General features: G+C 38.1%; 12 protein-coding genes and 1 pseudogene. 10 read left to right on the top strand and 3 right to left on the bottom strand.

Annotated features, from left to right (window positions below; all coding sequences use genetic code 11):
- Window positions 1–147 precede the first annotated feature (147 nt).
- From ACQKOG_RS02420 to ACQKOG_RS02410, 3 genes and pseudogenes are all read left to right on the top strand, one after another.
- A pseudogene (locus tag ACQKOG_RS02420) lies at window positions 148–688 on the top strand (GNAT family N-acetyltransferase).
- Between the two features lie 239 nt (window positions 689–927).
- Window positions 928–1,542, top strand: a complete 615-nt coding sequence (locus ACQKOG_RS02415) for a cysteine peptidase family C39 domain-containing protein (RefSeq protein WP_427444814.1) — start codon at window positions 928–930, stop codon at window positions 1,540–1,542.
- Window positions 1,543–1,851: 309 nt separating this feature from the next.
- Window positions 1,852–3,933, top strand: coding sequence for a catalase (locus ACQKOG_RS02410; RefSeq protein WP_370076847.1), 2,082 nt, complete (start codon window positions 1,852–1,854; stop codon window positions 3,931–3,933).
- A gap of 680 nt (window positions 3,934–4,613) precedes the next feature.
- Here the strand turns inward: ACQKOG_RS02410 and ACQKOG_RS02405 are convergent.
- A complete protein-coding gene (locus ACQKOG_RS02405; RefSeq protein ID WP_427444811.1) occupies window positions 4,614–5,165 on the bottom strand; it encodes a hypothetical protein in 552 nt (183 codons plus the stop codon).
- Window positions 5,166–5,281: 116 nt separating this feature from the next.
- Between ACQKOG_RS02405 and lpdA the strand changes: the two genes are divergently transcribed.
- Window positions 5,282–6,619, top strand: a complete 1,338-nt coding sequence (gene lpdA, locus ACQKOG_RS02400) for a dihydrolipoyl dehydrogenase (RefSeq protein WP_427444808.1) — start codon at window positions 5,282–5,284, stop codon at window positions 6,617–6,619.
- 80 nt (window positions 6,620–6,699) lie between these two features.
- On the opposite strand, the gene ACQKOG_RS02395 is transcribed toward lpdA, so the two are convergent.
- A complete protein-coding gene (locus ACQKOG_RS02395; RefSeq protein WP_427444778.1) occupies window positions 6,700–6,975 on the bottom strand; it encodes a hypothetical protein in 276 nt (91 codons plus the stop codon).
- A 418-nt stretch (window positions 6,976–7,393) separates the two neighbouring features.
- Between ACQKOG_RS02395 and ACQKOG_RS02390 the strand changes: the two genes are divergently transcribed.
- From ACQKOG_RS02390 to ssuE, 3 genes are read left to right on the top strand one after another with little or no spacing between them, the layout of a single operon-like run.
- The gene (locus ACQKOG_RS02390) at window positions 7,394–8,440 is read left to right on the top strand and encodes an LLM class flavin-dependent oxidoreductase (RefSeq protein ID WP_427444775.1); all 1,047 of its coding nucleotides are present in this window, start codon (window positions 7,394–7,396) and stop codon (window positions 8,438–8,440) included.
- 11 nt (window positions 8,441–8,451) lie between these two features.
- Window positions 8,452–9,411: an ATP-grasp domain-containing protein gene (locus ACQKOG_RS02385; protein WP_427444772.1), complete on the top strand. Its 960-nt coding sequence runs from the start codon at window positions 8,452–8,454 to the stop codon at window positions 9,409–9,411.
- A gap of 34 nt (window positions 9,412–9,445) precedes the next feature.
- Window positions 9,446–9,976 (top strand): NADPH-dependent FMN reductase, encoded by a 531-nt coding sequence (gene ssuE, locus ACQKOG_RS02380; protein ID WP_370076859.1) that lies wholly within the window; start codon window positions 9,446–9,448, stop codon window positions 9,974–9,976.
- A 207-nt stretch (window positions 9,977–10,183) separates the two neighbouring features.
- Here the strand turns inward: ssuE and ACQKOG_RS02375 are convergent, their stop codons facing one another.
- Complete coding sequence (locus ACQKOG_RS02375) at window positions 10,184–10,339, bottom strand: hypothetical protein (RefSeq protein ID WP_370076861.1); 156 nt, start codon at window positions 10,337–10,339, stop codon at window positions 10,184–10,186.
- Between the two features lie 189 nt (window positions 10,340–10,528).
- Between ACQKOG_RS02375 and ACQKOG_RS02370 the strand changes: the two genes are divergently transcribed.
- The 3 genes from ACQKOG_RS02370 (at window position 10,529) to ACQKOG_RS02360 (ending at window position 15,661) form a co-directional block, all read left to right on the top strand.
- Complete coding sequence (locus tag ACQKOG_RS02370; protein WP_370076863.1) at window positions 10,529–11,917, top strand: aldehyde dehydrogenase; 1,389 nt, start codon at window positions 10,529–10,531, stop codon at window positions 11,915–11,917.
- 448 nt (window positions 11,918–12,365) lie between these two features.
- Entirely contained in the window at window positions 12,366–13,832 is a 1,467-nt protein-coding gene (locus ACQKOG_RS02365; protein ID WP_427444767.1) for a UDP-N-acetylmuramoyl-L-alanyl-D-glutamate--2,6-diaminopimelate ligase, read from the top strand.
- Window positions 13,833–14,083: 251 nt separating this feature from the next.
- Complete coding sequence (locus tag ACQKOG_RS02360; RefSeq protein WP_427444764.1) at window positions 14,084–15,661, top strand: peptide chain release factor 3; 1,578 nt, start codon at window positions 14,084–14,086, stop codon at window positions 15,659–15,661.
- Window positions 15,662–16,013: the final 352 nt, after the last annotated feature.

Genomic DNA, 16,013 nt, shown 5'->3' with positions numbered 1-16,013 from the left:
AGACTATTAATTTTAAATTCTGTCTCAATCTCTAATTGAATATGCATACTAACACCTCAGTATTAGTATGAAATGGAAGAGCATTTTTGTACATCGTTATTCAAGCAGGAATGTACATATTTAAATTAGCATTTATAACTATTAGATATCCCAACACAATTAACAACGGAAAGATTAATTCTTCGTGCTCCAAATCATTCTGGAGATGGAAATATTGTTAACCAAGCAATTAGAGATTCCTTCACTGAATTAAAAGCGTGGATGCCCTTTGCTCAAGAAATTCCTAGTATTGAAGAAACAGAGATTAACCTAAGAAATGCTCATATCAACTTTTTAAAAAGAGAAAGCTTTCGTTTTCTTATCTTTCATAAAAATACTGATGAATTTATTGGAGCAGCGAGCTTTCAGGGGATTGATTGGAATATTCCCAAATGTGAAATTGGATACTGGATTAATTCAACTTTTAGTGGCAATGGGTATATGACAGAAGCTATAAATGAGTTAATTAATTTCGGATTAAATCAAATCATTTAGAAGAATTGAAATTAGGTGTGAATCAACAAATTATAAGAGTCGTTCCATCCCTGAAAAACTCGGATTTAAGTTAGAAGGAATACTAAGGAATGAGGATTTGTCAGCAGATGGATGTCGATTAACAGACACTTGCATTTATTCAATAATAAAATAACTTTGTGAATAAGTTCACTTAAACTATCGGGGGCATTACTTTAATTAGGAGTAGCCTTTTTCTTATTGTACTAACGGGGTAGGATAGTCGAAGAAGGAATTATCAATTCTTAGGAGAACTAATATATTTATTGGGAAAATTAGTAAGGTTGTTTTTCGATTGTGCTAACGGAGCAAGTTAGTGAAAGAAGGACTTAGAATATTGTTGCGATATGGTCGCAAAGCAATGGGGGGAGTAGTATGTTTATAGTTAGAACAGCTATTTTATGGATTATTATATCAACTATCATTAATGCATATTTAATGACATTACCCATACCTGTTTTACGAAAAAGAGATTATCCGACTAACTTTCTAATTAAACGAAATAATAGGATAGATATACAAAACAAAAGGGAATGTGCAGCATTTTCAACATCATATGTGTTGCGTCATTTTGGAATGGAGGCCGATGGTGAAGAGTTATATACTAATTTCCCTAGTAAAATGAGATCAGGCAATGTATATCCAAAGGGAATCCGTACGGTGTTAAGAAAAAAGGGATTTAAAACAAGCTATTATAAAGGAAATGTAAATACATTAAAGTCCGAAGTTAGTAAAGGAACTCCCGTAATTGTTTTTATTAAAGTACATAAGAATCGTAATGATTTGCATTTTGTCCCTGTCGTAGGGTATGACAAAGAGCATGTCTACCTTTCAGAATCATTAAGGCAACTGGTGAATTGTAATGATGATAACAATGGCTATAATCGAAAAGTTCCTATTGATGAATTTAAGAAATTGTGGAATGTAAAAAATATTAATATGCTTCTTTATAGCAATACTTACATAACCGTAGACGCCATACAGAGCTAATATTAATGACGAAGAATTTTATCCGGATACACGGTTAAATGATACCAAAAATTGATGTGGTCGTCTTATTATTTTTCTGGAACTTTTGTTGAAGATATTTTTACTCTTGCTAGTTGTGCTAACATTTCATATTTTTCTCTCCTCTTTTAATTAAAATGCTATATTACCTTCACTACATTTACAAATTAACTTCAAATCATTTTTTGTCGTAAATTAAGAAAAAATTGATAAAGTTCTTCTATAGCAACGCCTTGAAGCATGTTTATTCCAGACAAACATATAGTGTTATTGAGAATGATGAGTATTGGAATGAAAGGGGATTGCGTGGATAAATCTAAGTCGAATCAGCGCAAAGATTTGGAGGAGAATGCAAAGGATCAGCAGTTAGAGCAGTTTCGTGTCGATAATGAAGGGCAAAAGATGACGACGAATCAGGGGCTAAAAGTTTCGAATGATGAGAATTCGTTGAAGGCTGGAGTTCGTGGGCCAACTATTATGGAGGATTTTCACTTTCGAGAGAAAATAACGCATTTTGATCATGAACGTATTCCTGAGCGTGTTGTACATGCTCGGGGCTTTGCAGCACATGGAGAGTTTGAATTGTATGAATCGATGGGGGAATATACGAAAGCAAGCTTTTTACAGGACCCTAATAAGAAAACACCTGTATTTGTCAGATTTTCAACTGTAGTTGGAAGCTTAGGTTCGATGGATACTGCACGTGATGTTCGTGGTTTTGCGACGAAATTTTACACGGATGAGGGCAATTATGATTTAGTTGGTAATAATATACCGGTCTTTTTTATTCAGGATGCCATTAAGTTTCCTGATTTAATTCATGCGGTAAAGCCTGAACCTCACAATGAAATGCCACAAGCAGCCTCAGCTCACGATACATTTTGGGATTTTGTGGCAAATAATCAGGAAATTGCGCATATGATTATGTGGCATATGTCTGATCGAGCAATACCTAGAAGTTTTCGCATGATGGAAGGGTTTGGTGTTCATGCTTTTCGTTTCGTCAATGATAAAGGAAAATCGAGGTTTGTAAAATTTCATTGGAAGCCTGTGTTAGGTGTTCATTCACTCATTTGGGATGAAGCGCAAATCATTGCTGGAAAGGATCCAGATTTTCAGCGACGTGATTTATGGGAATCAATTGAGATAGGTAATTATCCAGAATATGAGCTCGGTGTACAAATGCTTGAGCCAGAGGACGAATTTAAATTTGATTTTGATATTTTGGATGCAACAAAGCTATGGCCTGAGGAGATAGTGCCAGTTAAAAAGATTGGGAAAATGACCTTGAATCGTAATGTGGATAATGTTTTTGCTGAAACAGAGCAAGTCGCCTTCCACCCTGGAAATGTTGTACCAGGGATAGATTTCACAAATGATCCACTTTTGCAGGGGCGGCTATTTTCTTATTTAGATACACAGTTAATACGTCTAGGGGGACCAAACTTTTCTGAAATACCGATTAACCGATCCATTTGTCCATTTCATAACAATCAGCGCAATGGCTTTAGTCGTCAAACTATTAATATAGGAAAAGTGAGCTATCATAAAAATTCCTTGGCCAATAATACACCATCAACTTCAACGGCAAGGGAAGGTGGCTTTGTCCATTATGAAGAAAAGGTAGAAGGACGAATCACACGAGCACGTAGTAAATCGTTTGATGATCATTTCTCACAGGCAAGGTTGTTTTGGAATAGTATGTCACCTCCTGAAAAACAGCATATCATTGATGCCTTTAGTTTTGAGGTAGGAAAGGTGAAAAGTAAGTCCGTTCGCCAACAGGTTGTCGATATGTTCGTCCGTGTTGATAAAGCAATGGCAACAACTGTGGCCGATAATGTTGGTGTTAATCGTCCAAAAGGAGAGCAAATAAATGTCACGTTATCATCACCTGCACTTAGTCAAGCAAATACTATAAAAATGCCCCAAACACTTAAAGTAGGCGTGCTAATAGGTGATGGATTTGATGCAAATGAAGTTGGAGAAATACTAAAATATTTAACAAGACAGGGAGTTCGATACAGTATTATTTCTGACAGATTAGGGGTTGTTACTAGTAGTGACGGTGTACAGCTAACAGCAAGTGACACATTTATTACTACGGATGCGGTACTATTTGACTCGTTATATGTTGTAGGCGTAAGAGCAAAAAATCAGGCAAAGTTTAATTCACATATTGTAAATTATATCAATGAAGCGTATAGACATTACAAACCGATTGGAATAGCTACATCAGGAACGACATTTTTTAATATGTCTAATGCCAATGTAGGGCCAGGAATGGTGCTAGCAACTGGCGACAAAGATTTCGCTAAAAAATTTGTGAAAGCAATAGCTCAACAACGCTTTTGGGAACGGAATATTTATTAACTAACGTTGTTTTGCAGTATATACCCGCGGAAGCAGGAGAATACCCGGGGGCAGAGCAATTACCCGTGAAGCAGGAGAATACTCGCGGGAGCCGAGAGAATCCCCGCGTGCCGAGAGAATACTCGCGGGAGCGGAGAGAATACTCGCGGAAGCAGAGAGAATACTCGCGGGAGCTGAGAGAATACTCGCGGAAGCAGAGCGAATACTCGCGGAAGCGGAGCGAATACTCGCGGAAGCGGAGCGAATACTCGCAGAAGCAGAGCGAATACTCGCGGAAGCGGAGTGAATCCCCGGGAGAGTACTCGCGAAAGCCGAGCGAATCCCCGGAAGCAGAGAGAATACTTGCGGAAGCAGAGAGAATACTTGCGGAAGCGGAGCGAATACTCGCGGAAGCCGAGCGAATCCCCTGGAGCAGAGCGAATCCCCGCGTGCCGAGAGAATACTTGCGGAAGCAGAGAGAATACTTGCGGAAGCGGAGCGAATACTCGCGGAAGCAGAGAGAATACTCGCGGAAGCAGAGAGAATACTCGCGGAAGCAGAGAGAACACTCGCGGAAGCAGAGGAAATACCCGCGGAAGCAGAGCGAATATCCGCGGAAGCACATGGAATACCGTGATGAAAATACTTACAATTAAAAATCTCTCATTGTTCTATTAAGAATAATGAGAGTATTTTTTTGCCTATTGTACGTTAAATTCAATTGTTGCTGATGGTTTGTACTCCGTTTTTTGTTCATTCGGGTCTTCTGTGTAAAAGTCAGTGCTCCCTTTTACGATATAATGTCCTTTTGGAAAATGACCTTTCATTGTTTGTTTCATAAATTCAACGAGTTTAGGTTCTGAAAATTCGTCGTACACGCCTCCGCTCGTGTAGACCTCTTCGTAGGGCACATTTCGTTCAAGAATACGTGTAATTAGTAGAGTATCCATTACACTAGGTATTTCAAAATTCCGTGTCGTTTCTTGCAAATTAAATAGAAATGGGGAGCCTCCATGGTAAATAGTTACGTTTTGTGCCTGCCCTACATATGTGAGTTTAGCCGTTATTTTTATGGATTCCCCCTCTGTAAAGGTGGGTTTGGAAATAGAGAGTTCATAAAGAAAGTCTTCCTGTTGTGAAGTAGCCGTTTGTGAATAGTTCTTACTTGGTGGGGGCTTTAATGCTTCTTTTTTCTGACAGGCGGCAACTAGGAGTAGCATAGAGATTAACAGTAAAATTTTTTTTGCATACAATCCTCCTTTACGGTAGTGGACGTTGGGGTAGACAAAATGTTACTAAATTTCCTGTAACATTAATGACATTGCATTCAAATTTTGTAAATGCTATGGTGGTAAATGAGGTGAATTTTGTGGAAAAATTTGATATTGCAATTATTGGTGCAGGTCCTGGGGGCTATGTAGCAGCCATTCATGCAGCGAAAAGTGGCAAGAAGGTCGCTTTAGTAGAGCGCGATAAAGTAGGAGGAGCCTGCTATAATGTTGGCTGTATTCCTTCGAAAATTTTGTTGGAGCATAGTAAGCTCATTCAAGAAATACAACGTGGTAATGACTGGGGTATTGAAACTCCTACAGTAAATGTGAATTTTCCACGATTGATGAAACGTAAGGATGCTATTATTGAGGAGCTTTTAACGAATATTGAGGGCTATATTTTGAGCAATCAAATTACCTTTTATCGGGGAGAAGCGGCAGTATTTAATGATTTAACTGTAACAGTTGGTAGTGAGACCTTTACAGCAACGGATATCATTTTAGCAACCGGAAGTAAACCATTTGTACCACCTTTTAAAGGTATAGAGACTTCTTCCTATTATACAACGGATACCTTTTTCGATATGAAAGAGCTGCCGAAGCAGTTAACAATTATTGGCGGAGGCGTTATTGCAGTAGAGATGGCATTTAGTTTAGCACCGCTTGGAACAAAGGTGACGATGCTGAATCATAGTGAAGATATTTTACAGACAGAAGAGCCAGATGCACGACCACTTATTCGTGAAAAGATGAAAAAGCTTGGTATTGAGCTTGTGACAGATTTCCGATTTGAGCATTTTAATGGCAACGAAATTCATACATCTAAAGGCATTTATACATATGAAAATCTTCTGTTTGCAACGGGTCGACGCCCGAATACAGAAATAGCCCAGCAACTTGGTCTAACGTTCGATGATCGATTGATAGCTGTCAATGAGCATTTTGAAACAAGCCAGTCACACATTTATGCTATAGGTGACTTAGTTGGGGGTTACCAGCTAGCTCATTCAGCGAGTGCAGAGGGAATTCATGTTGTGGAGCATATTTTGGGAAATAAACCGGCACTAATTGATCAAACATCGATTCCTCGTTGTGTTTATACACATCCTGAAATTGCAACTTTTGGTTTACTAGAAGAGCAGGTTAACGAACCTTATACGGTGACTCAAATGCCTTTACATACAAACCCTAAGGCATTAATGGAAGGAAATACAGTGGGCTTTATAAAGCTTATTGCGACGGAAAAGGAAGGACGTATTTTAGGAGCTTGTGTTGTTGCTGATGGGGCAACAGAAATGTTAAATGTTATTTTAGCTACTAAAAATGCTGGTGGCACTGCCCACACTCTTGCAAATATGATTTTCCCACATCCTACAGTATCAGAGCATATTGGGGATGCTGCAAAAGCTATTTTTGACAAAGCCATTCACCATTAATGATCGCAAAAACTACATTCTTCAGCGGAAGGCTATCCTTCTCGTTAATGGAATGTAGTTTTTTTGTTTGAATTACTTTATTAAGAGAAAAGTCCCCATAACATTACTGTTAAGCCTAATATTATTAGTCCAAATAAAAGGGAGAGAGTTTTAAAAATAACAATATGATACTTTTGGGGAGCGAATTTTTCGGAAATTAATAATACAACAGCTAATACCAAATCAATTAAAAAGAATGTTTCAAGCTCTCCAGAAAAATCGTCATCTTCTTCGTATTTTTTAAAAGTAACATAAAAAGCGTTTCCAGCAAAAAATAATAAAACTAATGAGCATACAAACAGCATTAATTTACTCATGCAATAACATCTCTCCTTATTGAAAGAACCTTACAATGAGGAGAAGCGAGTTTCTCTCATTTCATTGATTCAGCGACCCACTAACAGAGGATGAAGGTTCAACATGGCGTTTAACCCATAAATGTATGCGGTAATTTGCCATATTCACTTTGACAGAATACTTAACTGATTATAATAAGTATTCACATGGGCTTCAAACACCAATATTTACCTCTGACACCCATTAAATAAAAAACCTATTGACTTTGTATGTTATTATGTTAAATTAAATTTATAAGAATACTTGGTATTTAAAAATGAGTTGACTAGACATCTAGAGGCTTCTATTTTACGTAACGGATTTCCTCCGACCGTAAACATAGAAGCCTTTTTTTATCTTTATGTTGTGAATTTCTATTGGACTTGAGGAGGATGGAATATGAAATTAGGGTTTTGGCTACCGATTTTTGGAGGATGGTTACGTAATGTAGAAAATGAAAATATGCCTGCAACATTTGATTATGTAAAACAGGTTATTCAAACAGGAGAAAAACTTGGCTTTGATGTGACGCTTATTGCCGAGCTATATTTAAATGATATTAAAGGTATTGATGCTGACGCACTTGAGGCGTGGTCTACTGCAGCAGCTTTAGCAGCAGTTACTGAAAAGATTGAAATATTGGCTGCAGTTCGGCCTGGTTATCATAATCCAGCTGTGATGGCAAAAGTAGCTGCAAATATTGATCATATCGCTAATGGCCGTTTTACATTAAATGTAGTTTCAGCTTGGTGGGAAGAAGAAGCAAAGCAATATGGTGGTTATTTTACAGAGCATAGAGAGCGTTATGATCGCACAGAGGAATTCATTGATATTTTAAAAGGTTTATGGACAGAAGAAACGTTCAGCTATCATGGGAAATATTACGAAATAGAAAATGCATATTTATCGCCCAAGCCAGTCCGAAAACCATATCCAACACTATACGCAGGTGGGGAAAGTGAGCGCGGTAAAGAGGCAATTGCAAAGTCATGTGACGCTTACGTGATGCATGGAGGAACAGTAGAGGAAGTCGGGGCCAAAATAAAGGAAATGCTTGCACGTCGAGAAGCAATTGGAAAAGGCCCGTTCGAAACTTTTGGGATGGCTGCATATGTCATTGTGCGTGATTCAGAAGAAGAAGCACTTGCCGAACTAGCGCGAATTACCAATGTACTGGATACAGCAGGGTATGCAGGCTTTAATGACTTCACAAGTAAATCAAAGCTAGAACAACAAATTACACTACAGGATTATTCAGTTTCAAACAGAGGGCTACGACCAAATTTAGTTGGTACACCTCGACAAGTGGCAGAGCGCATTTTAGCTTATGAAGCGGTTGGCGTAAATCTTTTACTTCTTCAATTCTCCCCACATCTAGAGGAAATGGAACGTTTTGCAAGAGAGGTTATGCCTTTAGTGAAAAGAAAATCAGCCATTATACAGTAAGGAGCGACTACATGACTGCAAAAATTTATATTCTTCATGAAAATGATGAATGGACAATTCATTTAACAAAGCGTTTAGAGGAACAAAACCTGCCATATGAGGTTTGGCATTTGGCAGAGGGATTGATTGACCTATCAAAAGAGCCACCACAAGGAATTTTTTATAGTCGTATGAGTGCTTCATCACATACGCGGGGGCATGTATTTGCACCTGAACTAACGGAGGCAGTGCTCGCATGGCTAGAGTATCATGGTCGTCCTGTTATTAATGGAAGTCGAGCCTTACGATTAGAAGTAAGTAAGGTCAATCAATATTTTGCACTTGAAGCTGTAGGCATTCAAACACCTAAAACGATAGCGACAGTTGGCAAATCGCAGCTATTAGAAGCAGCAAGAACAATTGGTACAACACCGTTTATTACGAAGCATAATCGAGCGGGGAAGGGGCTTGGCGTACAACTATTTCATTCAGTTGAAGCACTAGAAGCATATGCAAATAGTGATACTTTTGAGTCACCTATAGATGGTATTACGCTTGTTCAGCAATTTATAAAATCACCTGCTTCTTATATAACGCGATGTGAATTCGTAGGTGGCAAATTTTTATATGCTGTTCGAGTTGATACATCTGAGGGCTTTGAACTCTGTCCTGCTGATAGCTGTCAAATAGAGGATAAATTTTGTCCAGTAGGTGAAACGGCAACTAATAAATCAAAATTTCAAATTATAGACAGTTTTTCAGAGGAGCTTATTGAGCGTTATGAAGAATTTTTAGCGCAAAATAAGGTAAGTGTCGCAGGGATTGAGTCGATTAACGATCAAGAAGGTAATATTTTCACATATGACGTGAATACCAACACGAACTACAATGCAGAAGCCGAAAAAGCCGTAGGGAAATATGGCATGTTGGCTGTTGCTAATTACTTAGGCGCTACATTACGTCAATATGAAAAGACATTGCATTTGGTGTAAGGACATTTAACTTTGTTAATAAGGAGTGGCTAATATGACAAAAGCAGTTATTATTAATGGCACGAATTCGAGAAATTCACGGGTAACGGCGATTCATGAAAAGGTGGAAAATTACTTAAAAGCACAGGGAATAGCGGTACACACAAATTATGTACATGAATTGCCAGCTGAGGACTTAATTAAGGCTAATTTTGCAAGTGAGGCCATCGTTTCAGAAAATAAACAAGTTGAAGAGGCAGATATTATCGTACTTTTGACGCCAATTTATAAAGCTTCATATACAGGAATATTGAAAACTTATTTAGATTTGCTGCCGCAAAAAGCATTGCTTGGAAAGACCATTTTACCAATTGCTGTAGGTGGCTCTATTGGACATTTACTTGCATTAGAATATGCATTAAAACCAGTTTTAGCTGTATTAGGAGCTACAACTATTGCACATTCTGTTTATATTGTTGATAAACAAATTATTCGATTAGAAGATGGAAGCTTTGCTATCGAGGAAGGAGCTATTAACCGTCTTGAGGTAGAATTAAAACAATTTCAGCAAATTGTATCCATTTAAGCATGAAGAAGCTCAGTAATATAACGTGTGGTTGATTTCCGTTCCGACTAGGCGCTTTGTTGTTGCTGACGCTACGCTTTCGCACAGAGCAAAGCTTCCTGGGGCGTCAGATGAGTTTTAATAATGTCATCCCAATCTTTGGGGCTGAGCCGTGAAGTTCAAAAAATAGCGCATTATAGGAAATGACCTCCTATAACGCGCTATTTTTTAATTAACTTCAGGTTCTTCTTTTTTCTCATCCGGTGTTGTAGAGAGATATAAGAAAGCCTCATCTTGCAATAGCAATATTTTTTCTTCACAAATACCGTGTGCTAATGGTCCAGAAAAAATAGACTCCCACCAAGTTCCTGTTGTTGTTGTCATTCATCTACGCCCCCATTTCAATTTTCCGATATGTAGTTGTAAATTACTCGAAATCATAAATCATCTACACATTCCATCCATTCAAGAAAGAGGAATTTTGGTTATTAATGTTGTATCGTATAGACAAAGATAGTTTGTTTCGAAATGAAAAAACTATGTATGCCATTTTAAAAAAGGGGTGCTTTTATTATGAATTTTACGACACAAGATGTAGAAAATATGATTACAGAACAGCGTCAATTTTATTTTTCACGAGCGACGAAGAGTACAAAATTTCGAAAAGAGCAATTAATAAATCTGAAGAAAACGATTTTAAAATATGAAAAAGAAATTTTGAATGCTCTATATTTAGATTTACGTAAGAGTGAGTTTGAGGCATATGCAACAGAAGTCGGCATTGTTTTAGATAGTATTTCTTATATGGTCAAGCATATTGAAGAATGGATGAAACCTGAAGCTGTAAAAACACCGATACAATACCAGATGGGAAAAAGCTTTATTGTAAGAGAGCCATATGGAGTAACATTAATCATTGGTCCATTCAATTATCCATTCCAGCTAGTAATGGAGCCATTAATTGGAGCAATTGTTGGTGGTAATACGGCTATAGTAAAACCATCAGAAACATCTGTGCATACTGCAGGAATCGTTAAAAAAATAATTGAAGAAACGTTTAACCCTTCTTATGTTCGGGTTGTAGAGGGAGAAAAAGAAGAAGTGACGGCACTTATTCATGCATCCTTTGACTATATATTTTTTACAGGGAGTGTGGCAGTCGGAAAGGTTGTTGCAAAGGCAGCGGCGGAACGCTTAACACCAATTGCCCTAGAACTTGGTGGGAAAAGTCCCGCAATTGTTGATCAAACAGCCAATTTAGAAGTAGCAGCGAAAAGAATCGCTTGGGGTAAATTTACAAATACTGGTCAAACCTGTGTGGCACCAGATTATGTCCTTGTCCATAAAGATGTCTATGAGCGATTTATGAAGATATTGAAAGCAACGATTCGTTCCTTTTATGGTAAAAATGCATTAAAAAGCCCTGACTACGGCCGTATTGTGAATCTAAGACAATTTGATCGCTTACAGCAAATTATCATGGAAGAACGCGATGCAATTACATTTGGCGGTAGAACAGATCGTGATGATTTGTATATTGAGCCTACAATTATTGGATATGTGAAATGGTCAAGTCCTTCGATGCAGGATGAACTATTTGGTCCGATTTTACCCGTGATGATGTATGATGATCTACCGCTGGCCATTCACCAGATTCGTCAGTTACCAAAACCTTTAGCGGCTTATTTTTTCTCAGAGCATGAAAAGGCTACCCAGTACTTTTTAGAGGAATTACCATTTGGTGGCGGATGTATTAATGATACGATTACACATGTAGGAAATTTACATTTGCCATTTGGCGGTGTCGGACCATCAGGGGTAAAAGCATATCACGGGAAGGCAAGCTTTGAAAACTTTACTCATTCAAAATCTATCTTAAAAAAATCATCGAAGTTAGAGACGAATGTTCTCTTTCCCCCATATAAACAAAAAGTTAAGCTTGTGCGAACTATCATGAAATAGTAAAAGGCGGTGTCGGACACTAAACTGACACCTCCTTTTTTAACTTCTTTCAGCGAATGTTGGTCACCCACTGAAATAGAGCAACTCAGTCTAAGAACGCCACAACCTATGGCAATTTATCTGTGCGACAGCAACAAATGTTTACTGTGCGAAAGCGAAGCGACAGCAACAATTTTGCCGAAGCATAATTGATCAGCTCGTATATTCCGCATTTCGGTTGTCGATAAATGCCGTTTTTTGATATGTTAGGTAAATATCGGTGAAATATTAAAGATATATTAAAATGATAGCGTTTTCATTTAAAAAACGTTCTTACAGGCATTTTATTTATGGGCGAATAAGTAGTAAAATAAATTCATTAGAATGTGGGGGTATTCATCTTGTCATTTTTTGTCGAATAGACAACAAATGATGAAATGAATGTAGAGATTGATTGGAGGACTATGAAATGTATGCAGAGGAATTGTTGAATGCATTACCTTTGAAAAAAATAATTGGAGTGCTACCAGACCAAGTAAGTGATATTGTAATTGATTCGCGAAGTGTGCAACCAAATAGTATGTTTGTTTGTATAAAAGGTTATACAGTAGATGGTCATGACTATGCACAGAAAGCTGTCGAAGGTGGCGCAACAATTGTTGTAACAGAACGAAAATTACCTTTAGGAGAAAATATTGCACAGATCATTGTGAAAGATACGGATCGTGCAGTTGGCTTGTTAGCAGCTAAGTTTTTTGACTATCCGTCGAAAGATATGGCAATGATTGGCGTAACAGGGACAAATGGTAAAACATCAGTAACGGGTATTATTCAAAATATAATGCATGGAATGGGCGAGAAGTCTGCACTATCAGGAACAATCGGCTTTAATCTAAATGGCATTTTATATGAATCTGCAAATACTACGAGCGATGCATTATCGACTCAACAAATGATATTCCGTGCAAAAATGGAAGGCTGCCGATTAATGACTATGGAGGTATCTTCACACGGTTTAGCACTTGGACGTCTAGCTGGCGTAGAATATGATGTAGCTATTTTTACAAATCTTACACATGATCATCTTGATTTCCATGGTACGATGGAGGAATATGGCCATGCGAAGGGCTTAATGTTCTCTCAACTTGGACAAGACTTAGAAAAGAATAAATTTGTAGTGTTAAATGCTGATGATGCTTGGTCAGAGCGCTATGCAGCGATGACACCATTTCCAGTATGGACATATGGTTTAAAAAATGAAACAGCTGATTTCCGAGCTATTAACTGTGAGTATCATGATTTCATGACATCTTTTGACGTTGAAATGCCAGAGGGAATATACCATGTAAAAATGCATTTGCTCGGGGAATTTAATATATATAATGTGCTTGCAGCTATGGTTGCTTTTTATGGTCGTGGTTATTCAATGGAAACAATCATTGAGCAAATTGAGCAATTACCACCAGTGAAGGGCCGCATGGAGAAAGTTTGTTCAGATTTACCTGTGCAGATTTTTGTTGATTATGCACATACACCTGATGCAATTGAAAAGGCGATTTCTTCAGCCCAACCGTATAAAACAGGCAAGCTTATTTTCCTAGTTGGCACAGGGGGCAATCGTGATAAATCGAAACGTCCAGCAATGGCAGAAAAGGCATCAGCCGCTGATTACGTTATTTTAACGACAGATGACCCACGCTATGAGGACTATGATAGTATTACAGGTGATCTTGCCAAAGGGATGCTTCATGAAAATTATGCATGTATAGGAGACCGTGCTGATGCGGTGCGTCATGCGATTGAGGTTGCTGAACCAGGGGATATGATTATTTTTGCTGGTAAAGGCCATGAAGATTATCAAATTATTGAGAATACTAAATATCCGCATAGTGATGCAGATATTGCAATAGAAGCTGGCCACTTAAAATTTGTATAATATATGAACTCCAATAAAGAAGTTAGAGCGGACTTGATTTTGTGAACGCAATGCATGTAATAATGCGATAAGTTCACCTTACTTAGAGAACCCCTTTAGTTAGTACTAAGGGGTTTTCTTTTTGGGTTCTTACACTTTACAGAAGTCTCCTCCTCTATAGACCTCTTTTTTGGGGAATTCATGTAAAAAGGTTGTAAGAAAGGCAAGTATTCTTTTATTATTATTAAGTATGAAAAAAGGAGAATGACGAGATGAATTCAAATTTAGAAAAAGATATATTATCACGTCGAACTTTTGCCATTATCAGTCACCCTGATGCTGGGAAAACGACGATTACAGAAAAGCTTTTACTATTTGGTGGTGCGATTCGTGATGCCGGTACAGTAAAAGGAAAGAAAACAGGTAAGTTTGCAACATCTGACTGGATGGAAATTGAAAAACAACGTGGGATTTCTGTAACTTCTTCAGTTATGCAATTCGATTATAACGGCTCACGTGTCAATATTTTAGATACTCCAGGTCACCAAGATTTCTCGGAGGATACGTATCGTACATTAATGGCGGTGGATAGTGCTGTCATGGTCGTAGATGCTGCTAAAGGTATTGAAGCACAAACTTTAAAGCTATTCAAAGTTTGTAAAATGCGTGGGATTCCGATTTTTACTTTTATCAATAAATTAGACCGTCAAGGGAAAGAGCCACTTGAGCTGATTGAAGAGCTTGAGGAAGTACTTGGCATTAATGCTTACCCAATGAACTGGCCGATCGGTATGGGTAAAGAGTTTCTAGGTATTTATGATCGTTATAATAAACGTATCGAGCAATTCCGTACTGAGGAAGAAGAACGTTTCTTACCAATTGATGATAATGGGGAACTTGCAATCGAGCATCCTATGAAGGTGACTTCTTATTATTCACAAGCAATGGATGACATCATGTTGCTTGACGAAGCGGGTAATGAGTATTCTGAAGAAAAAATTCGTCGTGGTGAATTAACACCTGTTTTCTTTGGTTCTGCCTTAACAAATTTCGGTGTACAAACATTCCTTGAAACATATTTACAATTTGCACCGACACCACAGCCTCGCATTACTGAGGATGAACTATTTATTGATCCAGTTGAGCATGAGGAATTTTCTGGCTTCATTTTCAAAATTCAAGCGAATATGAATCCTGCTCACCGTGACCGTATTGCCTTTGTGCGTATCGTATCGGGTAAATTTGAACGTGGCATGAACATGACTTTATCTCGTACAGGTAAATCATTCAAAGTGACACAATCTACACAATTCCTTGCTGACGACCGTGAAACAGTTGATGAGGCAGTTGCTGGTGATATTATCGGTTTATATGACACAGGCACTTATCAGATTGGTGACACAGTTGTAGGTGGTAAAAAGACATTCCAATTTGAAAAACTGCCACAGTTCACTCCGGAGTTATTTGTTCGTGTTACTGCGAAAAATGTTATGAAATCTAAGCAATTCCATAAAGGGATTTTACAATTAGTGCAAGAAGGCGCTATTCAATATTATAAAACGTTGCATACAGAAGAAGTTATTCTTGGAGCAGTTGGTCAATTACAATTTGAAGTTTTTGAGCATCGTATGAAAAATGAATATAATGTTGAAGTGAGAATGGAGCCAATTGGTTCGAAAATTGCAAGATGGATTGAAAACGAAGAGGATGTTAAAGAATCAATGTCTTCAGGTCGTTCAATGCTTGTAAAAGACCGTTTTGATAATTTTGTTTTCTTATTTGAAAATGAATTTGCTATGCGTTGGTTTGCTGATAAAAACGAAAACATTAAACTGTATAGCCTTTTATAATTTAAACAAAATTGTCGGGATGATTTCCGTTCCAGGCTACTCGCTTTGTTGCTGACGCTTCGCTTTCGCACAGATAAAACATTTGTTGCTGACGCTTCGCTTTCGCACAGAGTAGAGCTTCCTGTGGGCGAGCGTCGAGCCGCTTCCTCCGCTAAAGGAACGAAGGCTAAGTGCGTCACGTCCTGTGACAACGCCTTCGTGACCAACATCGTGTTGGCCTCAGGGTCTCGCCTGTCTCGCTTTCCCACGGGAGTCGAGTAGCCTTCCACTACAATCAGCAATAGCGTAGAACTTTTATAAAATTTATGCAATGCAAAAGTGAACGCAGTGGTTACTCATCAGAATGGACTTA

The sequence above is a fragment of the Lysinibacillus sp. NPDC093216 genome (genome assembly GCF_050280325.1).
Classification (GTDB): Bacteria; Bacillota; Bacilli; order Bacillales_A; family Planococcaceae; genus Lysinibacillus.
Note: the sequence above shows the minus strand (reverse complement) of the source record. Positions and strands in the feature narration are given on the sequence as shown.

What these genes read in the sequence shown, in the direction of transcription:
- ssuE (WP_370076859.1), top strand. Translation starts at nt 9,446, where the DNA reads ATGACAAAAGCAGTTATTATTAATGGCACGAATTCGAGAAATTCACGG.
- ACQKOG_RS02415 (WP_427444814.1), top strand. Translation starts at nt 928, where the DNA reads ATGTTTATAGTTAGAACAGCTATTTTATGGATTATTATATCAACTATC.
- ACQKOG_RS02385 (WP_427444772.1), top strand. Translation starts at nt 8,452, where the DNA reads ATGACTGCAAAAATTTATATTCTTCATGAAAATGATGAATGGACAATT.
- ACQKOG_RS02395 (WP_427444778.1), bottom strand. Translation starts at nt 6,975, where the DNA reads ATGAGTAAATTAATGCTGTTTGTATGCTCATTAGTTTTATTATTTTTT.
- ACQKOG_RS02365 (WP_427444767.1), top strand. Translation starts at nt 12,366, where the DNA reads ATGTATGCAGAGGAATTGTTGAATGCATTACCTTTGAAAAAAATAATT.
- ACQKOG_RS02390 (WP_427444775.1), top strand. Translation starts at nt 7,394, where the DNA reads ATGAAATTAGGGTTTTGGCTACCGATTTTTGGAGGATGGTTACGTAAT.
- ACQKOG_RS02410 (WP_370076847.1), top strand. Translation starts at nt 1,852, where the DNA reads ATGAAAGGGGATTGCGTGGATAAATCTAAGTCGAATCAGCGCAAAGAT.
- ACQKOG_RS02360 (WP_427444764.1), top strand. Translation starts at nt 14,084, where the DNA reads ATGAATTCAAATTTAGAAAAAGATATATTATCACGTCGAACTTTTGCC.
- ACQKOG_RS02375 (WP_370076861.1), bottom strand. Translation starts at nt 10,339, where the DNA reads ATGACAACAACAACAGGAACTTGGTGGGAGTCTATTTTTTCTGGACCA.
- ACQKOG_RS02370 (WP_370076863.1), top strand. Translation starts at nt 10,529, where the DNA reads ATGAATTTTACGACACAAGATGTAGAAAATATGATTACAGAACAGCGT.